This window comes from Flagellimonas sp. CMM7 (genome assembly GCF_021390195.1).
GTDB lineage: Bacteria > Bacteroidota > Bacteroidia > Flavobacteriales > Flavobacteriaceae > Flagellimonas.
Genome location: NZ_CP090003.1, coordinates 3,563,588 through 3,583,547, shown reverse-complemented (window position 1 = coordinate 3,583,547; position 19,960 = coordinate 3,563,588). Strand labels below are relative to the sequence as shown.

Below are 19,960 nucleotides of genomic sequence, written 5' to 3'. Positions count from 1 at the left end.
CAATTAAAAGGTAAAGTTAAAACCAGCATTGATGTTTCTCCCTTTAGTAGTAAAACCAATAACCTCTACAAACTCCTCATTCAAAAGGTTATTGGCGTTGATGAACAACTTAAAATTATCACACAATTGATGCCCTACATAAAGATTAACCAATGAAAACGGGTCTAATGCAACATCTTCAAAGGTTCTAAAATCGGTGTCAAATCGGTCTCCTGTATATTGATAATTTAAAGAAACATAAGTTTTATCCGAAAATGAATATCCGAAAGAGGCATTTACTTTATGCTTTGGAATACGAATGGCATTATCACCCTTACGTTCCGTAAATGCATAGTTTAAGTTTACATTGAATGCTGGGATTGGCTTCCATGTTACTTCGGTTTCAATACCCGTTGCATCTATCTCATCAGCAATATTGGCACTGATAAAGTTTTCATCAGAACCAATTCTATTCTTCTCATTTCTGCTGAAATAAATGGCACTTAAACGCAACTTATCATTTACCGCATATTCTACTCCACCCTCTATTGTTCCGTTCTCCTCAGGTTCTAGATCTTCATTTCCGAAGCTGCTGAACAGCTGTGTTAAATTAGGTGTAATGTATGAAGTGGCATAAGATCCCAGCAACTTTACATAACCATTGGCAGACGAAAAAACGTAGGAAGGGTTAAAATTGTAGACCAAATGATTCCCATATTCAGAATGCGTATTGAACCTAGCCCCTGCATTTAGGTTAAGTCCAAATTCCGAAACATAGACCACATTTACATACGGATCTACAATGGTCTGTTCTTCGTTATCAGTAAAAGTAGCTTCGTCCTTTAAGAAATCAACCCCTAAAACGGTATATAATTTATCCGCAAAAACGTATTTATTATAAACGTTGAGCACTAGGTTTTTTCCTTCGGAAATACTTTCTCCAAAAGTAGATTTAGAATCTGTTTCATAATCCGTGTAGGCCGAATTAATATGCAGTGACCCTTTTGCATATTCATAAGACGAGGAAATCCCTACCCTTTGTTGGTCTAACTTGGTTTGATTTGGCGCTTCAGCAAATGAAGCATCAAACTCGGTATCATACTTGGTTTGGTTCCCATAAACCGTGAGTTCAAATTTTTCAGAAAATTTATAGCCAAGTTTAATAGTGGTACTAAACTGTGAAAAAGAATCTTCTTCATTTTCCGGAGTGGTAGCAGCAGAAATCCCATCTGAATAACGATTTGAAAATGCTGCACTATAACTGAACTTATTTAATGTACCACTTACCAGAGCACTGTTGGCAAAACTTGCCAGATTGTAGTTCTGGTCATCAGAGGTCTGGTTTGTGCCCACAGTAGATTGAAAATTCCCCGTAATTTCCTTTTTGGAGCTTTTCTTTGTGGTAATATTGATAACTGCAGTAGCTGCATTGGTTCCGTACAAAGTACTTGCCGCACCTTTAATAATTTCAATGGATTCAATTTCCGGGGTGGATAACAACCGTAAATCGTATTCGGCCGAAAAAGACGATGGATCGGCCACGCGAACTCCATCAATAATGATCAATACCTGTTTGCCCCTACCACCACGGGCAAAAACACCGAACACAGAACCATCACGACCTCTACTACCGGTGAGTTCAATACCACTTTTTGTGTTGATGAGTTCTGCTACCGTTTTACCTTGATTACGTTCCAACTCTTCGGCAGTAATCTTAATGACCGTCTTACCGGAATTTTCTCGTTTCAATGCAAAACGCGAATCACTGACAACAACCTCATCCAGTTGTTGCACTTGAACTGAATCTTGCTGCGAATCTTGCGCAGAAAGGCCTTTGCCCGCCAAAATAGCGGCACTTAAAAATAAAATACTTTTTTTCATTTCGTTTACTTGAATAAACGGGAGAATAGTATGTCTGTACCCATACGTAAACCTTTTACCCGAAAGTTTAACATGTTTTTGTTTGAATTGGGCAGGTCTCCTGACTTGCGTCTTGCCTACTACCTTCCCGCTCTTAAATGCAGTGGTCTTGAAGTTGTGGCAAGCACCTACTAGGATTGATTTTTAAAATCAATTGCTTTCGGCATAGCTTACAGTTGCGGGAACAGTTCCGGATTCTCACCGGATTCCCTTTTAATCATACAAAGAAAAGCTCCTTGCATGAACCAAAATTCGGCACGAATGTAATCATTCTGTTTAATCTTTTTTTGTAAAAGTTAAATAATCTTACATTTGGGGCTATGTCAAAAAAACTGCTTTCAACACTTCTTTTCATTACTCCAATCATCTTTTTTCTTTCCAATTGCGCAGAAAAAAAGAAGTCTCTTCCTGTTGAACAAATCGAAACAAAAATTAAAATTGAACATGCTACGGGCTTCACCGTAGAACAAAACGGCAGTTTTACGGTTATTGAGGTAAAATCTGCTTGGCCTGGTTCGGATATCGCTTTTAAATACGCATTGATTCCTAGAGAAAATTTGGCTTCCATTACTCTTCCCCGTGATGCCTACGACGCAATAGTAGCAATCCCCGTGGAAAGAATGGTGGTAACTTCAACAACGCACATTCCATCTTTAGAGGCCTTAGGGGCATTAGATGCTGTTATTGGGTTTCCAGATATGAACTTAATTTCATCAACAGCGGCCAGAAAACGAATTGATTCTGGATTGATCAAAGAATTAGGAACCAATGAAAATATTAATACTGAAATTGCTTTGGAATTGAATCCAGAAGTTGTTGTAGGCTTTGGAATAAATGGTGTAAATAGGGCATATGAAACACTAAAACAATCCAATATTCCTATTGTTTACAATGGTGATTGGACCGAGTCGACTCCTTTAGGAAAAGCGGAATGGATTAAGTTCTTTGCTCCCTTCTTTCAAAAAGAAGCAGTTGCAGATAGCATTTTTAAGGGGATTGAAGAGTCGTATAACAAAACCAAACTTTTAGCTAAAAAAGCGACAAAAAAACCAACCGTTTTAACAGGCGGGCTATACAAAGATGTTTGGTACGTATCAGGTGGGGAAAGTTGGATGGGACAATTTTTAAAAGATGCCAATGCCAAATTTCTTTGGGCAGATACGGAAGTAAAAGGAAGTATTGGATTAAGTTTAGAAGCTGTTTTAGAAAAAGGCCAACAGGCTGAATTTTGGTTTAATCCGTCTTTGCATACGTCATATACAGAATTGGAAGAGGTCAATGCACATTACAAACAATTTGAAGCATTTACAAATAAAAAAGTTTTCTCAAACGCTATAAATAAAGGAGCTACGGGTGGACTCCTTTTTTATGAACTGGCCCCTCAACGTCCAGATTTGGTGCTCAAAGATCTAATATCCATTCTGCACCCACAACTTCTTCCTGATCATAAACCTCGTTTTTATATGCCTTTGAACTAAATGCAGCAGGCCAAATCATATCGCATTTCTTTTGTGCTGATTCTTTTAGCATTGTTTTTTGCATGGATACTAAATATCAGTTCTGGCTCTGTAACCATCCCTTTTAAAGCCATACTATCTTCTCTATTTGGAGGAGAAGTTAAAATTGATTCATGGAACTACATTATCTGGAACTATCGCATTCCCAAAGCGTTTACCGCTATTTTGGTAGGAGGTGGACTCTCTATAAGTGGCTTATTGATGCAGACGCTCTTTCGCAATCCTTTGGCAGGTCCTTTTGTTCTGGGCATTAGTTCCGGAGCAAGTCTAGGAGCTGCACTACTTTTAATGGGGGCCTCGCTCATTACAGGTCTTACTTCTTTTACGCTTTTGAGTGATGTTTCATTGGCCATTGCGGCCAGTATTGGGAGTTTCCTTGTCCTTCTTGTAATAGTTCTAGTGGCAAATCGCATAAAAGATACCATGGCACTACTGATCATTGGTTTAATGTTTGGCAGTATTACAGCGGCCATCGTGAGTGTATTGGCATATTTTTCAACCGCAGAAAACTTGCAGCGCTTTATTTTTTGGTCTTATGGTAGCGTGGGTAATCTGTCATCCCAACAAGTTATCCTGCTTGGCGGAATTGTTGGTGTAGGAATGTTATTGAGCATTCTTTCCATTAAAAAATTGAACGCTTTTTTATTGGGCGAAAACTATGCGCAAAGCCTTGGTGTTTCTTTAAAAAAATCCAGATTGTTCATTATCATTGCCACTGGATTGTTGGCTGGAGGTATTACCGCATTTGCTGGGCCCATTGCCTTTGTAGGCTTAGCAGTACCTCACCTGACCAGGCAAATTTTTGATACCATGGAACACCGTGTTTTAATTCCGTCCGTGTTTCTTTATGGGGCCATTTTAATGTTGTTGTGCGATACTATTGCTCAATTACCAAATTCTGCCAATGTGTTACCTATAAATGCAATTACTTCACTTGTTGGAGCACCGGTGGTCATCTGGTTGTTGGTACGAAAACGTAAAATGTTATTTTAATGTCCAACCCAAAAATCCATACCATATCGATTAATAATTTAGCAATTGGCTACACATCCAAAACCGTTGCCAAAAACATCAATTTTTCTTGCGATTCAGGTGAATTATGTGCCATTATTGGTGTAAACGGAGTGGGGAAATCAACATTGCTGCGTACGCTTGGAAACCTTCAGCCAGAACTATCAGGATCCATTACAATTAAAGGTGAAAATCTAGCAGATTACTCATCGCCAAAATTGGCCCAAGAACTCAGCGTAGTATTAACGGAGCAACCATCGTCCAAAAACCTTACAGTAGAAGAATTAATCGCTCTTGGAAGACAACCCTATACCAATTGGATTGACACATTATCCCAATCTGATAAAACTTTTATTCAAGATAGCTTGACTGCATTTTTGTTAAATGACCTAAGGCACAATAAATGCCATGAACTCAGTGACGGGCAACTACAACGGGTATTGATTGCACGCGCCATGGCGCAAGACACACCCCTAATTTTATTGGACGAACCTACTACCCATCTGGATTTATACCACAAAGTGCAAATTCTAAAATTACTACAGCAACTGGCACATGATAAGGAAAAGACCATACTCTTTACCAGTCATGAAATTGATTTGGCCATTCAACTGTGTGACAAAATTTTGATACTGGATGGAGCTGATAATCCATTTGGAAAACCCTGCGAATTGATTGAGCAAAAGCATTTTGAAAATTTATTTCCCTCTGAGATGGTTCTATTTGATGCCAAAACGGGCTCTTTTAAAGTGAAAAAATAGATTTTATCGTTTGAAAAGTCATCCTGAGTCTGTAGAATGAAACACAGGAACCTTTATCTTTATGCGAGGAAATAAATTCTATGAGTAGCACATTGATTTATCTAATTGTTGGGATACTAGCTATTGCTATTGGCTTGTTTTTGGGTATGTATATCCAAAAGCTAAAGACAAAGTCAAATGAAAGTGTCTGGAACGAGCGGGAACAGCAATTGAACAGTTCTATCAATGTTTTAAATGATAAGTTGCTGTCTGGTGATGCAGAAAAAAAACAACTGCAATCTGAAAAGGAACAGCAAGGAAACCAAATTGTTCGTTATCAGGCTGATTTAGAAAACCTGCAACGCATCAATACAGAACAAAAGGAAGAAGTAGAAAAATTACAGGAGAAATTTACCAAAGAGTTTGAAAACTTGGCCAACAAAATTCTTGATGAAAAAAGTACCAAGTTTACAGAGCAGAATCAAAAAAATATAAAACAGATTTTGAATCCGCTTCAGGAAAAAATTCAGTTGTTTGAGAAAAAAGTAGAAGCAACTCAAAAGGAAAACATAAGCATTAATTCAGCTTTAAAAGAACAGTTGCTCAACCTTCAAAATCAGAACCTTAAAATTACCCAAGAGGCAGAAAATTTGACCAAAGCTTTAAAGGGTGATAGCAAAATGCAAGGGAATTGGGGAGAATTGGTGTTGGAACGTGTCTTGGAAAAATCTGGCTTAGAAAAAGATAGAGAGTATAGCGTACAACAAAGTTTTACCCTTGAAGACGGAAGCCGTGTTTTACCAGATGTCATCATCCATCTTCCCGATGGTAAAAAGATGGTAGTGGATTCCAAGGTTTCATTAACAGACTATGAACGCTACACCAATGCTGAAGACGAGCTGAAGGAAAAACATTTAAAAGATCACATTAATTCCTTAAGAAAGCATGTGGAGCAGCTTTCAGCAAAAAAATATGAGGATTTATACGAGATGGAAAGTCCAGATTTTGTTTTACTTTTTGTTCCCATAGAACCAGCATTTGCCGTTGCAATAAACCATGATAATTCTTTGTACAACAAGGCTTTTGAACAAAATATTGTTATCGTTACTCCATCCACACTATTGGCTACCTTACGTACCATTGATACTATGTGGAACAACGAAAAACAACAGAAAAATGCTATCGAAATTGCTCGGCAAGCGGGTGCACTTTACGATAAATTTGAAGGATTTGTATCTGATTTAACCAGAGTTGGCAAAAAAATGGATGAAGCCAAAATCGAATATAGGGGTGCGATGAATAAATTGGTTGAAGGCCGAGGAAACATAGTTACAAGCATTGAAAAACTTAAAAAAATGGGTGCAAAAGCAAAGAAATCCATTCCAGAACCTATTTTAAAGCGTGCTGAAGAAGACGATTATGAAGAACCTAAACTTGAACTGTAACCCATGAGAAAAGTTTTGTTTATCGGCATCTCGGTAATTCTATTCGGGATTGCTGCCTATTTCGCTTTTATTTATTATGTTCCTTTTAGTGAAGGATATCGTTCTGGTGAATTGATAAAATTTAGCAGAAAAGGGGTATTGGTAAAAACGTGGGAAGGTCAAATAAGTCAAGGAGTATCAGGTACCAATATTTTTTCCTTTTCGGTGGAGGATAGCCAAGAAGAAGTCATTGAACAAATGAAGGAATACCAAGGACGTTATGTCAAAGTGACTTATAAGGAACGGTATTCTACCTTTTTTTGGTTAGGTGACACCAAACATTTTATTACCAAAATACAACCTGAAGCATCTCCACATTTTATAAACTAAAATGAAAAAGTTCAAAATCGCCAAAGAATCCAACGTTTCCATAACAGAACTTATACTTCCCTCCCATTCCAATTTTGGGGGTAAAGTACACGGAGGGCACATTTTAAATTTAATGGACCAAATTGCCTTTGCTTGTGCCTCAAAACATTCGCAAGCCTATTGTGTAACCGCTTCTGTAAATCGGGTGGATTTTTTAAACCCAATTGAGGTTGGGGAATTGGTCACATTAAAAGCATCTATTAATTATACGGGCAGAACATCTATGGTTGTGGGTGTACGAGTAGAGTCTGAAAATATTACCACGGGTAAGACCAAGCATTGTAATTCCTCTTACTTTACCATGGTGGCCAAAGATGAAAATGGCAAAAATATTGTGATTCCAGGATTAATCTTAAAGGATAAGCAGGGTATTCGCCGTTTTGCACGAAGTTTAGAACGTAAAGCTTCAGCAAGTTCAAGGGATAGCAAATATGAATCGTCTAATTTTAAAGTGAAAGAGTACCTGGAATTTCTAGATGGACAAAATGTAAAATTGGATTTGGACTAATTCAGTCCAGAAGCGGCATCCTTATCCATAAACCAAACTAGGTTTCCAGAATCTGGATGCACCAAAGAAGCAGGATAAACTTCATACCCATCTATTTTTTCAATAATGACTTCAACTTTTTCTGCTTTTCCAGTTCCAGTAACCAAAAAGGCTACTTCTTGAGCGCTATTAATGATTTTACCTGTAATACTAACCCTTCGCTGCCCTGAATCTGGATGAATGGCCACTTCACAGTTTTTGTCGGAGTCCCACAATTGTATTTCATGTGGAAAAATAGAAGCCGTATGTCCGTCATCTCCCATTCCTAAAATGACCAAATCAAATTGAGGCGTTTCGTTTTGAGAAGGCAACCGGTCTTCTAATAACGCTCCGTATCGTTTTGCTTCTTCTTGCGGGTTATTTTCCCCTAAAATCCTGTGGATGTTAGTTTCAGGGATTTCAATTTTTGAAAAAAGATGTTCCACGGTCATTTTATAATTGCTTTCGTCATCCGTTGGAGGCACGCATCGTTCATCACCCCAATAAAAATGAATCTTGCTCCAATCAATTTTAACTGAAAACTCATCGGCCAAAACATCAAATACAATTTTTGGTGTGCTCCCACCGGAGAGTGCAACATGGAAGACTGATTTACCTTCAACCAATTCAGAAAAATAAGCGGAAAACTGCTGGGCTACTTCGTTTTTATCTTTAAATATTTTTAACTCCATAAACTAATTTCTTTGACTTGAATCGTTCTCGACTGCACTCGAACTGACACTACCGACTACCGATAACTGATAACTGATAACTGATAACTGATAACTGATAACTGATAACTGAATCTAACAAATCACACAATACCCCGGGTCATCCGCTAAATTTGAACCCGGATTTCGCCAAAAACCTAAGTCATCTATCAATTCATCAGCATTTTCAGGACCCCAAACACCAGCAGCATAACCATACATTCTAACGTCTTTACCGTTTTTCCAGTAGTTTAAAATTGGATCTACAAACTCCCAAGCTGCTTCCACTTCATCCGCCCTGGCATATAAGGTAGCATCACCTTGCATGGCATCCAACAAAAGTCGCTCATAGGCTTCCATTACATAGGTTTGTGCTAAACTGGAATAGTAGAAGTCCAAGTTGGCTCTTTCTACTTTAAAGCCCTGCCCGGGTACTTTTACTCCAAATTTAATCAACACTCCTTCATCCGGTTGAATACGAATAATCAATTTGTTGTCTTTGTTGTTAACACCAGAATCCTTGAAAATTTGATGGTGCGGTGATTTAAAATGAATAATGACTTCCGTTACTTTGGTAGGCATCCGTTTTGCGGTTCGTACGTAAAAAGGAACGCCTTCCCACCGCCAGTTATCTACAAAAAATTTGATAGCGGCATACGTCTCAGTTGTAGAATTTGGGTCAACCCCATCCTCATCTCGGTAGCCTTTCACTTTTTCTCCATTAATCTCTGAAGCTACGTATTGTGCGCGAATGGTATTGTCAAAAAAGGTTTTCTCATCCTTCATAATTCTAAGGGACTTCAATGCCTTCACCTTTTCGTTCCTAATTTCTTCAGGCTGGTCGCCAATAGGGGGCTCCATTACTACCAAAGAAACTATTTGCATCAAATGATTTTGGAACATATCGCGCAGCGCACCTGACTTATCATAATACCCCCCTCTTTTTTCAACCCCTACACTCTCCGCATTGGTAATCTCCACATGGTGAATATAATTTCTGTTCCAAAGTGGCTCAAAAATACTGTTGGAAAATCGTGTTACCAGAAGATTTTGTACTGTTTCCTTGCCCAAATAATGGTCAATTCTATAAATCTGTGGTTCTTTAAAATATTGTTGAAGGCCAGTATTCAATTTTTTGGCAGTTTCCAAACTGTATCCAAACGGTTTTTCTACTATAACCCTTTTCCATCCTTTTTCTTGACTGTTTAAGCCTACATCTGCCAAATTTTTGGCTATTGGCTCATACAAACTTGGCGGAGTGGATAGGTAGAACATGTAATTGTTATCTGTACCGTGTAACCCGTTTAAAGTGGTTATGCGTTCAGCCAAATTGGTATATTCAGCAGTGTAATCACTACCCAAATCTTCATAAAAAAGGCTGTCTGCAAATCCTTTTACATAGTTTTCTTTAAGATCCTCAATCTTTGCTTTTAAATATGGGCTTTGGTAAACTACTTTATTCCGAAATTCCTCATCTGAAAGGTCACTTCTACTTGCCCCTAAAACCACAAAATTTTTAGGCAATTGTTTGGCAACATATAAATTGAACAAAGCTGGGATAAGCTTTCTTGCAGTTAAATCTCCCGAAGCCCCAAAAATAACGAGCATTTGGTTATTGGTCTTTTTCATAAATTCTAAGTGTACTTGTTTGGATGACTCAAAAAGCCATGATTTAAAGCGCTTTTTCTAAAAAAACAATTTAACCTGTCCATTTAATTTTGAGCATAACGAATATAACGTTTATTTTAGGTTCGGAATTCAATAAATAGCTTACTTAGTGTTGTCTTAACGCAAGAAAGCAAAAACAAAGAAGATGTCAAACACATATGATTTTGGTCTCGTAGGCCTCGGGGTAATGGGGCGTAATTTTATTCTTAATGTTGCGGACAATGGTTTTACCGCCTTTGGCAATGATTTAGATGAGGAAAAAGTAAATGCGCTTATTAAAGAAGGAGGAGATGCAGCTAAGGTAAATGCCACTTCAGATGTTGCCACTTTTGTGCAAGGGCTGAGTACGCCCAGAAAAATAATGCTGTTAGTTCCAGCAGGAAAAGTGGTTGATATTGTTATTGACAATCTGCTTCCTCATTTGGACAAGGGTGATATTATTATTGATGGGGGAAACTCTTTTTTTACAGACACAGACAGAAGAGAAGCTTACTTGCAAGAGAAAGGCATTAACTTCTTTGGAGCTGGAGTCTCTGGAGGTGCCAAAGGAGCCCGTAAAGGACCAAGCATTATGCCTGGAGGTTCCAGAGACGCCTATCAACATGTAAAACCCATTTTTGAAGCCGTTTCCGCCAAATATGAAGGTGAGCCCTGTGTGGCATATCTAGGGCCAAAGTCTGCAGGAAACTATGTGAAAATGGTGCACAATGGCATTGAGTATGGTTTAATGCAATTGACTTCAGAAATTTATGATCTTTTGAAAAAGGCTGGGGATTTAACCAATGAAGAACTTCATGAAACCTATGCTTCTTGGAATGCAGGGCGATTGCAATCGTTTTTGGTTGAAATCACTTCGGAAATTTTTGAGCAAAAAGACGATTTGGGTGATGGCCATTTAGTTGATAAGATATTGGACAAGGCCAAACAAAAAGGCACTGGAAAATGGACTTCACAAAACGCGATGGATTTAGGTATCCCAGTCCCTACTATAGATGTTGCGGTAAGTATGCGTGAGATTTCTGCCCTAAAAGAAGAACGCGTAAAAGCAGATGAACTATATGGGCGTCCCGCTCCGGAATCTGTGGTCAAGAAAACTCTGGTGAACAAAGCTGAAAGTGCGCTGTACTTTGCCTTTATCATTACCTATGCACAAGGCATGCACCAATTGGCAGATGCTTCCAAAGAATATGGATATGAACTGGAACTGGCCGAAATTGCAAAAATATGGCGAGCAGGCTGTATTATACGCGCCGCGCTGTTAGCGGACATTACCGAAGCCTTTAAAGCTGATACTGAATTACAAAATTTATTACTCTCTCCTTCTTTTGTGGATAAAGTACAAGAAACAGTAAGTGCCGCACGTGAATTAGTGGCCTATGGGGCAACCAATGGTATTCCGTTACCTGGACTATCCAATGCCCTTACCTATTTTGATGCCTATACCAGCAGCAGATTGCCCTTAAATTTAATACAAGCGCAACGCGATTATTTTGGTTCCCACACCTATGAACGATTGGATAAAGAAGGTATTTTTCACACCGAGTGGGAGGATTGAAGCTTCATTAAAGGGAAAAGTGATAATATAAATCAAGTAATAACTACAAAATCTAGTATGAGTTATTCTATTGATATTGAAATTTTACTTGACACCTATATTGTTGAATTGACGAGAATTTCTAAAGAAAATCAACTAGATCAAAGAGTAGAGGATCATTTAAACCGAACTACTGAGGTAAGAAAAGAGATAGCGTCTCAAAAACCGGAAAATAATCGTAATCTAATTGAACATTTAGATAAAGAAGGGAGGATGTTTGGATGGTCATATCCGGAAAATTCAGATCAAGAAAAATGTGAAAATTTATTCTGGAATTTTAAAAACTCAATAAAGAGCATTGTTATTGGAATGACTATCAATGAGCGACTTTTTTTCTTTGGTTATATTGAAGAATATGAAAGCATAAATCCAAAACATATTTCAAAAAGAGAACGGATTGAAGAAATATTATTTATGATTTAAAGCTATAAGAAACGAAAATGCCAAAACAACTATTCCGCCATTTTAATAAATATGTAGCATTAACAGAAGACGATTTTCAAAAAATGTTTCGGTATTTTGAGCTGCGTACCGTGAAGAAAAAAGAGATTTTAGTTGAAGTAGGCTCTATCTGTAGAGATAATCATTTTGTTTTGGATGGCTGCCTCCATATGTTTTTTACAAACGATAAAGGTGTAGAGCGTACGGTACAATTTGCCATTGAAAACTGGTGGATGACAGATAATTTGGCCTATCATAATCAAACTGTGACAGATTTTTCCATTCAGGCGGTTGAAAACACTCGACTCCTTACCATTACCCATGGCAAGCAAGAATTATTATTAAAAGAATTTCCACAGCTAGAAAAGTATTTCCGAATCATTTATCAAATCTCGTATGGTTCCGCTTTGGTTAAGATGAAGTATTTGACAGACCTCTCTAAAGAAAAAATCTATTTTCAATTTACCGAACAGTTTCCACAATTTGCACAACGCGTTCCCCAATATCTGATTGCCTCCTTTTTGGGCCTTACTCCAGAATATGTAAGCGAAATACGAGCAAAGAAACGTTCTTAAGCGGGTTTAAGTTTTTTGAAGATTGGTGCATTTAACTTTGCATCAACAATCAAAAATATACTTAAAATGAACGAAAGAATTCAAATTGACGTAGCAGAACCCTTAGCCTATAAAGCCATTTTTGGCTTAGAGGATTATATGAAACAAAGTGGATTGAGCAAAGCGCATTATGAGCTAATAAAAATTAGAGCCTCACAACTTAATGGATGTGCTTTCTGTATAGATATGCACACAAAAGAAGCGTTGAAAAATGGCGAAAGCCAACAGCGCCTTTTTTTGTTGGATGCTTGGCAAACAGCGGAGGTATTTTCAGAAGAAGAGCAAGTTATTCTTCAAATTACTGAAGAAGTAACCCTAATTCATAGGAACGGACTGACTGATGAAACGTATAAAAAAGCAATTGAAAAATTTGATGAGCATTACTTTTCGAAAATTATCATGGCTATCTCGGTCATAAATGTTTGGAACCGAGTTGCAATAAGCACTCACAAACCACTTTGGAATTAAAAAAGCAGTTGGTAGAACAAAACGGTTTGGGAAAATCCGAGTTGTTTTTAACTTTATCTCAGTAAATTTATAGATGGAATGCATTGCTTAGCAACGTACCAAAATCCCTGCATCTAAACCTTAAAGTTTATTCTAAATACATGAACAGACTCACAAGAATTACGGCCATCTTAGTAAAACTACAATCCAAACGAGTAATTACAGCAAAAGAAATTGCTTCTAGTTTTGATATTAGTTTGCGTACCGTTTACCGCGATATAAAAACATTGCAAGAATCAGGGGTGCCAATTGGTTCTGAAGCTGGAACCGGGTATTTTATTGTGGATGGGTATAGCCTGCCTCCCGTTTCTTTTACAGAGGAAGAAGCAAATGCCCTGGTGACAGCAGAAAGGTTTGTTCACCAAAATGCAGAGAGTTCCATCATAAAAAATTATGCTTCCGTTTTGACCAAAATAAAGTCTGTTTTAAAAAATGGACAAAAAGAAAAGGTAGAATTGTTAGAGAGCAGAATCATCCATCATCATAAAAACGAAACCTCTCCTACCAGTAAATTTCTGTCCATAATTCAGAAATCAATTACCTCTTTTGGATTACTTGACATTACCTACCATACCATATATAGCGATAAAGTAACCAAACGCGATGTAGAGCCATTAGGGCTTTATTTTAATGACGATTGTTGGATTTTAATTGCCTTTTGCCATCATAGGGATGAGATTCGTAATTTTAGGTTAGATCGAATTCTGGAATTAAAAACATTGTCCTCCACTTCTGAAAAAGCAAAGTCTTTCAGCTTGCAAGATTATTTTAATACACAATTGGAGAATTGTTCCTAAACACTACTGACATACAGTTGACACCCAGCTTTTTTAATTTTGTTATACAATTAAAAAATACAACCGTCAAGAAATGAACAAAGACAAACAACTGTTGGAATGGGCTCCTTTTACCATCAAGGAAGGAGTTACGGAAGCTGAGTTAATGCAAGCTTCTGAAGCACTGCAAAACGATTTTCTGCAAAATCAAAAAGGTTTTTTAAAAAGAGATTTACTGGAGAAATTTGATAGAAACTATATTGATTTGGTATACTGGGAAACCATTGAAGATGCAAAAACGGCATTGGGCAATGCCGAAAAAAATCTGGCTTGCCAAGCCTATTTTGAGCTTATGGAGGAAGCAGATAATTCGAAGTCTGAACAAGGTGTTTCACATTTTGAAATACTTCGTAGCTATTAAATTACTGATCGGTTAAGAGGTATCTTTATAAAGATGCCTCTTTCTGATATTGGAAATCAGATCACAATTCTCCTTAAATAATGAAGAAGGAAAAACCGCTTGTGAACCAAGAATATCTACTTCAAAAATTCCCAGGTAAAGGAGGCTGGACTTACGCAGCTATTTCTGAGGTGCTACAAAACAAAAACACACCATTTGGATGGGTAAAAGTAAGAGGCTCCATAGATGGTTATACATTAAACCAGCACAAGCTCATGCCCATGGGCAACGGTCAACTCTTCCTTCCAGTTAAAGCAGCAATTAGAAAAAAAATCAACAAAACGAATGGTGATTATGTAAAGGTGATTCTTTATGCTGACCATTCTTCTTTTGAAATTCCAGATGAAATTTTGGAATGTTTTAAAAATGAACCCGAACAACTTCTAACAACCTTTCATTCTTTTGCGGAGGGCAGTCAAAAAGCCTACATAGATTGGATTTACAACGCCAAAACAGATGAAACCAAGGCAATACGGATTCTAAAAATGATGGATAGATTATCCAAAGGATTGAAGTTCCATGTACCGGAGAATTAACCCAACCCATACTTGAATGACCAAAAATTTATTTGTGTAACCGAATGATTACATTTATATTTGTAACCAATCGGTTACCTATAATATGAGAAGAGACGTTTTTCAAGCCATTGCAGACCCAGTCCGTAGAGATATCATTCAGCTTTTGTCCAAAGAGACATTGACCGTAAACACTGTAGCCGAAAAATTTGATGTGAGTAGGCCTGCCATATCAAAACATCTAAAAATACTGGAGGAATGTGGTATTGTGACCTTTAATCAACAAGGAAGGGAGCGCTACTGCATGATTCAACCGAAAAACCTTATTCCCGCTTTTTTATGGATAGATCAATATAGAGATCTATGGGAAGAAAAGCTGGATTCTTTTGAAAATTACCTAACCCAATTACAGAATAAAAACAAAAAAGATGAGTGAAGTAAACAATCCCAAAAACAGAACACTAACCTTGGAAAGAACTTTTGAAGCGCCTATTGCATTGGTGTGGGAAGCCTGGACACAACCTGAGCATGTTGCCCAATGGTGGGGGCCAAAGGGAATGGAAACCAAAGTATTGGAACATGATTTTAAAGTTGGGGGAAATTGGAAGTATGCGATGCGAATGCCCGACGGAAATGAATTCATTGCAGATGGTGTGTATTCCGAAATAGTCATGCACAAAAAAATAGTATCCACTGCTAACTTTAAACCCATGACAGAAGGTGTAGAAATACAGGCAATCTTTAATGCCGATGGTGATAAAACCCATTTTACCTTTAATTGTGTTCACGAAACAGAGGAGTATTGCAAACAACAAGAGCAGATGGGCTTCTACAACGGTTGGGGCTCCGTTTTTGAAAGGCTTCATGAGTTTTTACAGAATAGCTAAAACAAGCTTTCATTTTAATCCAAGCCCCAACTAATGGGGCTTTTTTTATGGAACATTTTATACTTTTAAAAGTATAATGAAAAAGCTGGATAAGATTCCAGTAAACTCAATTACAACATTACAAAGCAATAATCGTTTTTATAACCAACAGCCAACTTTCCTCCATGAAAAAACTCTTCACAATCCTACTGTTCATCATTCTAGGTTTTTCTTTGACTTCATGTATAAATTTCAAGACAAAAGAAAAAGAAGGTACTTCTGATATTGAAAATTTCAATCAAATAGAGATCAATAACGAATACAAAGTAAACCTTCCAAAATATATGAGGAAAACATCAACACTCAATGATGAGGCTTCATTACAATACCAAAATGTTTTTAAAGAAACGTATGTTATTGTCATTGATGAGCCAAAAGAAGAATTTGTTGATGTTTTTAAGGAATTAGATCAGTATAATGATGAATATTCCTTAGTGGAAAACTATAGAGATGTGCAAATGCAACTGTTTGCTGAAAGCATGAATATAGAAAGTGAGACCACTCCAGCAAGCATGCAGGTTAATGGACTAGATGCAGAAATGGTGGAAATTGATGGAAAGGTAGAAGGAATAGAAGATAAAATCACCTATTTCTTAACTTTCATTGAAGGTGATGAAAAAGTTTACATGATAATGGCTTGGACCATGCAAAATAGGAAAGATACCTACAGAATGGACTTTGAGAACATCACTAAATCCTTTGCGTTAATCAACTAGAACTCCCTCAAAATCAGTCGCTTTTTTTAAAAAATATTTGTAAGTATAGGATTTTCATATATATTTGTAGTGTTCTAGTTATCTAATACACTATAAATGCTATCGGTCAGACAATTAAATTTCAACTACCAAAATAGCCGTCCCGTACTCAAATCCATTAATCTGGATTTTAATACAGGTAATATTTATGGCTTGTTTGGTAAAAATGGGGAAGGTAAGAGTACCTTAATGAAGATTATGACGGGGTTGCTCTTTCCAAAGTCGGGCACCTGTACTCTTCTTGGAGAAAGCACTAAAGAAAGAAATGTAGAGGCATTACAACATGTGTTTTTTATTACAGAAGACTTTGAGTTGCCTAGTTTATCAATTGCTACTTTTGAAAAAGTACAATCTCCTTTTTATCCAAAGTTTTCTAAAGAGCAGTTTTACGAACTTATAGAAGAGTTTAAGCTTTCCCCTATCAGCCTAATTTCCAAGTTGTCTTTTGGCCAAAAGAAAAAAGTACTGATTGCATTTGGTATTGCCGCCAATACTAAGGTGTTATTAATGGATGAGCCAACCAACGGATTGGATATCCCTTCAAAAAGCCAGTTTAGAAAAGTTATGGCATCCGCAGTGGATGAGGGGAAATGTATTGTTATTTCAACACATCAGGTGAGAGACTTGCATAGCCTTATTAATCATGTGGTTGTTTTGGACAATGCTCATGTAATTTTTGATGAATCTTTGGAAACCGTTTCAGAAGGTCTCTGGTTTGGAAAAGCCTCTAATATTGAAGAATCTTCCATTCTTTATTCTGAGTCATCTTTTGGAGGTAAGACAATTTTGGCTCGAAATGAAAGAGAAGAGAGCGAGGTAGACCTTGAACTCTTATTCAATGGCGTTTTGAGTGAACCTAACAAAATAAACACAGTTCTAAAAAGTATCCACCATGGCACAGGAGTTTAGTCTTTCAAGAATTGGGCAATTTATACGTCGTGATCTAACCATCCATAAAGCAACCTTTATAACCGGTCTATTGGTCGCTGCGGTGCTGCTCTTTTTGTTTTGCATACTGAATATGGGATGGGATAAAAAGCTAGCATTGGAGGAGTTTTTTGGAATTTTTGGATTCTTTTATATTCCAATGGGAATTTTGTTCACTTTTTCGCTTTTTAGAGAGTTCAATGATACTAAATCAAACCATTTATACCTATCGCTCCCCATATCAATTCCAGAAAGACTTGCTGCAAAATGGTTCACATTAACCATCATTTATACTGTCGTATTTTCTTTATGGGCAATACTTGTGGGAATGTTTGCCATCACCGTTGGTACAGTAATCTTTAATGCAAACTTTAATGTACTATCCGTCTTTACAGAGCACTATTGGAATGTCGTAAAAATGTATTTCATAATCCAACCCATATTTTTAGTTGGTGCCATCACTTTTGCAAGAAACAGAATAGGCAAGACCGTATTGGTTTTAGGCTTAGTTGCATTAGTTTTTTTATTGTTCAATTTCATCCTTTTCGCAATATTCAATCACAGTTATGGGGTTTTTTCTGGAGAGACTATAGGATCTGAGGCAATTGATAAAGTTGGTGAAGACTTTTCCACAATGGGCAAATGGTTCTATGGTTTACTGTTTGGGCCCATTATGCTTGTAGTAGCCTATTTTAAAATGATTGAAAAGGAGGTGTAAATATGGACTTTGATAATGGCAAACCTATTTACCTACAGATTGTGGATTTCTTTTACGAAAACATTCTGATGAAACGCTGGAAAGAAGGCGAAAGGATTCCCTCTGTGAGGGAAGTTGCAATGATGGTAGAAGTAAACCCGAACACAGCAATACGTGCCTTTAATCATTTGCAGGACTTAGAGGTGATTTACAACAAAAGAGGGATTGGATACTTTGTATCTGATGATGGTTATGCCAAAGTACTGGCCATTAAAAAGAAGGAATTTATGGAACATATGTTACCAGAAGTTTTCAAAAAAATGAATCTTTTGAATATTTCTTTTGATGACTTGAAAAACACATTCAACCAACAAAAAAATGAAAAAAAGTAATCTTATTTTACTGAGCATATTGGGTGCTTTGCTCTTTTTTTCTTTAGCATTTCAATTGTCTGTCCATAGCCATATTAGAAACGGGGATGCCAATAAAATTCCAATAAAAATGGTTTCAGAAGATAGGTCAATGCCCAGTTTTAACAGTATTTCTGTTGATAGTCGTGTTAAAATCCTTTTTCAACAAGGAGAAACTCCTAGCATCAACATTGAAGCACCAAATCACCTTATTGACTCGATAAATACTTCTGTACTGAACGAAGAATTAGTAATTGAGGTCATTAAAAAACTGAAGAAAAAAGACAGCATAACAATTCGTATTGACAACCCAGAACTCACATCATTAAAATTCGGGTCCCAAGCCCATTTTAAAACTGTGGGTAAAGTATCTGGAGAAAAATTGAACCTAATCTTTTATGATGAAAGTTCTGCAGATATGGAATTGTCTTATGATTTTTTAAAACATGAAAACACATCGACCGGAATAGTAAACATTAAGGGAGAGATCAATCAGATTGATTTTAACAATAAAAAGAAAGAAGAATAGAACATACCAATAATCAATAAGCGAACAATCATCATCAATCAAAAAACGAACAGTTACAATTATTCATCATCAATCATCATCAATCAAAAAATGAACAATCATGAAATCAACCACAAATCAAGATTCTGGCAAGAAACTTTCTAAACTTAGATTAGTACTGATGAGAGGGCTTTATTTGCTCACATTTATCGGGCTTGCCTTTCAAGCATGGGAGTATCTTCTCTTTCCTGATGAGCCTTTAGATTATATTACTGGCGTTGCTTTTAGTTTTTGGGCATCTTATGCCACTTTAATGGGTATCGGGGTTCGTTATCCATTAAAAATGCTTCCCTTGCTTTTCTTACAACTTGCGTATAAGGCGACTTGGGCTCTTGGTATTTATTTACCAATGAAAGAAGCGTCATTGGTCACTCCTGAAGCAGAATCCTTCCTTTGGATATGTGTTGTTGCTGTTATCCTGGACATAGTTGTTATCCCTTGGAAATATGTCCTTAATAATCATCTGACACCCTTTTTTAAACTTAAGTCAGCTTCCGTGTAAGAAACGAGTTTATTCATCAATCATCATCAAAAAACAAACAATCATCATCAATCAAAAAACGAACAATCATGAAACAAAGAGTAAGTATCTATTCAGATACCAAAATGCCGCGACTTGTCTTTCCTCTATTAATAGGTCTTGTAATCCTCATTACAGGAGTGGTCTCTAGTATTTCCAACAAAAGAAAGAGAGATACAGAATTTGCATATCAAGAAACAAGAAGAGCATTAAGTCTTTTGACATCAAATTTTAATAGAGGGGTCCAAAAAATGACTTATCTAAGAGAATTTGAAACCGCAAAACAGAAAATTTACAACTACTAATAAAAAAATAACCAATCAAAA

General features: G+C 37.0%; 25 protein-coding genes and 1 riboswitch. Of the genes, 22 read left to right on the top strand and 3 right to left on the bottom strand.

The features are described 5' to 3' along the window. Nucleotides 1–3: 3 nt before the first annotated feature. A complete protein-coding gene (locus tag LV704_RS16140) occupies nucleotides 4–1,860 on the bottom strand; it encodes a TonB-dependent siderophore receptor (protein ID WP_163422724.1) in 1,857 nt (618 codons plus the stop codon). A 72-nt stretch (nucleotides 1,861–1,932) separates the two neighbouring features. Further along, a riboswitch (cobalamin riboswitch) is annotated at nucleotides 1,933–2,164 on the bottom strand. Between the two features lie 55 nt (nucleotides 2,165–2,219). On the opposite strand from LV704_RS16140, the gene LV704_RS16135 reads away from it, so the two are divergent. The 6 genes from LV704_RS16135 (at nucleotide 2,220) to LV704_RS16110 (ending at nucleotide 7,528) form a co-directional block, all read left to right on the top strand. Next, on the top strand, nucleotides 2,220–3,377 hold the full coding sequence (locus LV704_RS16135; RefSeq protein WP_163422725.1) for an ABC transporter substrate-binding protein: 1,158 nt from the start codon (nucleotides 2,220–2,222) through the stop codon (nucleotides 3,375–3,377). After that, a complete protein-coding gene (locus tag LV704_RS16130; RefSeq protein ID WP_163422726.1) occupies nucleotides 3,378–4,409 on the top strand; it encodes an iron ABC transporter permease in 1,032 nt (343 codons plus the stop codon). Next, the gene (locus LV704_RS16125) at nucleotides 4,409–5,188 is read left to right on the top strand and encodes an ABC transporter ATP-binding protein (RefSeq protein WP_163422727.1); all 780 of its coding nucleotides are present in this window, start codon (nucleotides 4,409–4,411) and stop codon (nucleotides 5,186–5,188) included. Before LV704_RS16130 ends, LV704_RS16125 begins: the two co-directional genes overlap by 1 nt. Nucleotides 5,189–5,268: 80 nt before the next feature. Beyond that, nucleotides 5,269–6,612: a DNA recombination protein RmuC gene (rmuC, locus tag LV704_RS16120; protein ID WP_163422728.1), complete on the top strand. Its 1,344-nt coding sequence runs from the start codon at nucleotides 5,269–5,271 to the stop codon at nucleotides 6,610–6,612. A gap of 3 nt (nucleotides 6,613–6,615) precedes the next feature. Beyond that, on the top strand, nucleotides 6,616–6,981 hold the full coding sequence (locus tag LV704_RS16115) for a 6-phosphogluconate dehydrogenase (protein WP_163422729.1): 366 nt from the start codon (nucleotides 6,616–6,618) through the stop codon (nucleotides 6,979–6,981). Between the two features lies 1 nt (nucleotide 6,982). Then, complete coding sequence (locus LV704_RS16110; RefSeq protein WP_163422730.1) at nucleotides 6,983–7,528, top strand: acyl-CoA thioesterase; 546 nt, start codon at nucleotides 6,983–6,985, stop codon at nucleotides 7,526–7,528. Here the strand turns inward: LV704_RS16110 and pgl are convergent. Both pgl and zwf read right to left on the bottom strand, forming a co-directional pair. Beyond that, nucleotides 7,525–8,238 (bottom strand): 6-phosphogluconolactonase, encoded by a 714-nt coding sequence (gene pgl, locus LV704_RS16105; RefSeq protein ID WP_163422731.1) that lies wholly within the window; start codon nucleotides 8,236–8,238, stop codon nucleotides 7,525–7,527. The genes LV704_RS16110 and pgl overlap by 4 nt on opposite strands. Before the next feature lie 114 nt (nucleotides 8,239–8,352). Beyond that, on the bottom strand, nucleotides 8,353–9,885 hold the full coding sequence (zwf, locus tag LV704_RS16100; RefSeq protein ID WP_163422732.1) for a glucose-6-phosphate dehydrogenase: 1,533 nt from the start codon (nucleotides 9,883–9,885) through the stop codon (nucleotides 8,353–8,355). Between the two features lie 184 nt (nucleotides 9,886–10,069). Between zwf and gndA the strand changes: the two genes are divergently transcribed. The 16 genes from gndA (at nucleotide 10,070) to LV704_RS16020 (ending at nucleotide 19,939) form a co-directional block, all read left to right on the top strand. Then, nucleotides 10,070–11,479, top strand: coding sequence for an NADP-dependent phosphogluconate dehydrogenase (gene gndA, locus LV704_RS16095; RefSeq protein ID WP_163422733.1), 1,410 nt, complete (start codon nucleotides 10,070–10,072; stop codon nucleotides 11,477–11,479). Between the two features lie 57 nt (nucleotides 11,480–11,536). Further along, a complete protein-coding gene (locus LV704_RS16090) occupies nucleotides 11,537–11,941 on the top strand; it encodes a hypothetical protein (protein ID WP_163422734.1) in 405 nt (134 codons plus the stop codon). Between the two features lie 17 nt (nucleotides 11,942–11,958). Beyond that, entirely contained in the window at nucleotides 11,959–12,534 is a 576-nt protein-coding gene (locus LV704_RS16085; protein WP_163422735.1) for a Crp/Fnr family transcriptional regulator, read from the top strand. 66 nt (nucleotides 12,535–12,600) lie between these two features. Continuing rightward, entirely contained in the window at nucleotides 12,601–13,041 is a 441-nt protein-coding gene (locus LV704_RS16080) for a carboxymuconolactone decarboxylase family protein (protein ID WP_163422736.1), read from the top strand. A gap of 140 nt (nucleotides 13,042–13,181) precedes the next feature. Beyond that, a complete protein-coding gene (locus LV704_RS16075) occupies nucleotides 13,182–13,877 on the top strand; it encodes a YafY family protein (protein WP_163422737.1) in 696 nt (231 codons plus the stop codon). A gap of 73 nt (nucleotides 13,878–13,950) precedes the next feature. After that, nucleotides 13,951–14,277, top strand: a complete 327-nt coding sequence (locus tag LV704_RS16070; protein ID WP_163422738.1) for a hypothetical protein — start codon at nucleotides 13,951–13,953, stop codon at nucleotides 14,275–14,277. 80 nt (nucleotides 14,278–14,357) lie between these two features. After that, on the top strand, nucleotides 14,358–14,852 hold the full coding sequence (locus LV704_RS16065; RefSeq protein WP_163422739.1) for a YdeI/OmpD-associated family protein: 495 nt from the start codon (nucleotides 14,358–14,360) through the stop codon (nucleotides 14,850–14,852). An 85-nt stretch (nucleotides 14,853–14,937) separates the two neighbouring features. Beyond that, nucleotides 14,938–15,267: a helix-turn-helix transcriptional regulator gene (locus LV704_RS16060; RefSeq protein ID WP_163422740.1), complete on the top strand. Its 330-nt coding sequence runs from the start codon at nucleotides 14,938–14,940 to the stop codon at nucleotides 15,265–15,267. Beyond that, the gene (locus LV704_RS16055) at nucleotides 15,260–15,718 is read left to right on the top strand and encodes an SRPBCC domain-containing protein (RefSeq protein ID WP_163422741.1); all 459 of its coding nucleotides are present in this window, start codon (nucleotides 15,260–15,262) and stop codon (nucleotides 15,716–15,718) included. The genes LV704_RS16060 and LV704_RS16055 overlap by 8 nt, the downstream gene beginning before the upstream one ends. A gap of 164 nt (nucleotides 15,719–15,882) precedes the next feature. Next, the gene (locus LV704_RS16050; protein WP_163422742.1) at nucleotides 15,883–16,473 is read left to right on the top strand and encodes a hypothetical protein; all 591 of its coding nucleotides are present in this window, start codon (nucleotides 15,883–15,885) and stop codon (nucleotides 16,471–16,473) included. A 96-nt stretch (nucleotides 16,474–16,569) separates the two neighbouring features. Next, complete coding sequence (locus LV704_RS16045; RefSeq protein ID WP_163422743.1) at nucleotides 16,570–17,421, top strand: ATP-binding cassette domain-containing protein; 852 nt, start codon at nucleotides 16,570–16,572, stop codon at nucleotides 17,419–17,421. Continuing rightward, nucleotides 17,405–18,157, top strand: coding sequence for a hypothetical protein (locus LV704_RS16040; RefSeq protein WP_163422744.1), 753 nt, complete (start codon nucleotides 17,405–17,407; stop codon nucleotides 18,155–18,157). Before LV704_RS16045 ends, LV704_RS16040 begins: the two co-directional genes overlap by 17 nt. A gap of 2 nt (nucleotides 18,158–18,159) precedes the next feature. Beyond that, entirely contained in the window at nucleotides 18,160–18,528 is a 369-nt protein-coding gene (locus LV704_RS16035; protein WP_163422745.1) for a GntR family transcriptional regulator, read from the top strand. After that, complete coding sequence (locus tag LV704_RS16030) at nucleotides 18,515–19,075, top strand: GIN domain-containing protein (RefSeq protein ID WP_163422746.1); 561 nt, start codon at nucleotides 18,515–18,517, stop codon at nucleotides 19,073–19,075. The genes LV704_RS16035 and LV704_RS16030 overlap by 14 nt, the downstream gene beginning before the upstream one ends. A 100-nt stretch (nucleotides 19,076–19,175) precedes the next feature. Then, entirely contained in the window at nucleotides 19,176–19,616 is a 441-nt protein-coding gene (locus LV704_RS16025; protein WP_163422747.1) for a hypothetical protein, read from the top strand. A gap of 68 nt (nucleotides 19,617–19,684) precedes the next feature. Then, complete coding sequence (locus LV704_RS16020; protein ID WP_163422748.1) at nucleotides 19,685–19,939, top strand: hypothetical protein; 255 nt, start codon at nucleotides 19,685–19,687, stop codon at nucleotides 19,937–19,939. Nucleotides 19,940–19,960: the final 21 nt, after the last annotated feature.

Coding starts and splice junctions, on each gene's coding strand:
- LV704_RS16035 (WP_163422745.1), top strand. CDS start 18,160: ATGGACTTTGATAATGGCAAACCTATTTACCTACAGATTGTGGATTTC.
- LV704_RS16065 (WP_163422739.1), top strand. CDS start 14,358: ATGAAGAAGGAAAAACCGCTTGTGAACCAAGAATATCTACTTCAAAAA.
- rmuC (WP_163422728.1), top strand. CDS start 5,269: ATGAGTAGCACATTGATTTATCTAATTGTTGGGATACTAGCTATTGCT.
- LV704_RS16045 (WP_163422743.1), top strand. CDS start 16,570: ATGCTATCGGTCAGACAATTAAATTTCAACTACCAAAATAGCCGTCCC.
- LV704_RS16090 (WP_163422734.1), top strand. CDS start 11,537: ATGAGTTATTCTATTGATATTGAAATTTTACTTGACACCTATATTGTT.
- LV704_RS16080 (WP_163422736.1), top strand. CDS start 12,601: ATGAACGAAAGAATTCAAATTGACGTAGCAGAACCCTTAGCCTATAAA.
- LV704_RS16130 (WP_163422726.1), top strand. CDS start 3,378: ATGCAGCAGGCCAAATCATATCGCATTTCTTTTGTGCTGATTCTTTTA.
- LV704_RS16140 (WP_163422724.1), bottom strand. CDS start 1,860: ATGAAAAAAAGTATTTTATTTTTAAGTGCCGCTATTTTGGCGGGCAAA.
- LV704_RS16050 (WP_163422742.1), top strand. CDS start 15,883: ATGAAAAAACTCTTCACAATCCTACTGTTCATCATTCTAGGTTTTTCT.
- LV704_RS16055 (WP_163422741.1), top strand. CDS start 15,260: ATGAGTGAAGTAAACAATCCCAAAAACAGAACACTAACCTTGGAAAGA.
- LV704_RS16020 (WP_163422748.1), top strand. CDS start 19,685: ATGAAACAAAGAGTAAGTATCTATTCAGATACCAAAATGCCGCGACTT.
- LV704_RS16075 (WP_163422737.1), top strand. CDS start 13,182: ATGAACAGACTCACAAGAATTACGGCCATCTTAGTAAAACTACAATCC.
- gndA (WP_163422733.1), top strand. CDS start 10,070: ATGTCAAACACATATGATTTTGGTCTCGTAGGCCTCGGGGTAATGGGG.
- LV704_RS16030 (WP_163422746.1), top strand. CDS start 18,515: ATGAAAAAAAGTAATCTTATTTTACTGAGCATATTGGGTGCTTTGCTC.
- LV704_RS16060 (WP_163422740.1), top strand. CDS start 14,938: ATGAGAAGAGACGTTTTTCAAGCCATTGCAGACCCAGTCCGTAGAGAT.
- LV704_RS16125 (WP_163422727.1), top strand. CDS start 4,409: ATGTCCAACCCAAAAATCCATACCATATCGATTAATAATTTAGCAATT.
- LV704_RS16110 (WP_163422730.1), top strand. CDS start 6,983: ATGAAAAAGTTCAAAATCGCCAAAGAATCCAACGTTTCCATAACAGAA.
- pgl (WP_163422731.1), bottom strand. CDS start 8,238: ATGGAGTTAAAAATATTTAAAGATAAAAACGAAGTAGCCCAGCAGTTT.
- LV704_RS16025 (WP_163422747.1), top strand. CDS start 19,176: ATGAAATCAACCACAAATCAAGATTCTGGCAAGAAACTTTCTAAACTT.
- LV704_RS16040 (WP_163422744.1), top strand. CDS start 17,405: ATGGCACAGGAGTTTAGTCTTTCAAGAATTGGGCAATTTATACGTCGT.
- LV704_RS16115 (WP_163422729.1), top strand. CDS start 6,616: ATGAGAAAAGTTTTGTTTATCGGCATCTCGGTAATTCTATTCGGGATT.
- zwf (WP_163422732.1), bottom strand. CDS start 9,885: ATGAAAAAGACCAATAACCAAATGCTCGTTATTTTTGGGGCTTCGGGA.
- LV704_RS16135 (WP_163422725.1), top strand. CDS start 2,220: ATGTCAAAAAAACTGCTTTCAACACTTCTTTTCATTACTCCAATCATC.
- LV704_RS16085 (WP_163422735.1), top strand. CDS start 11,959: ATGCCAAAACAACTATTCCGCCATTTTAATAAATATGTAGCATTAACA.
- LV704_RS16070 (WP_163422738.1), top strand. CDS start 13,951: ATGAACAAAGACAAACAACTGTTGGAATGGGCTCCTTTTACCATCAAG.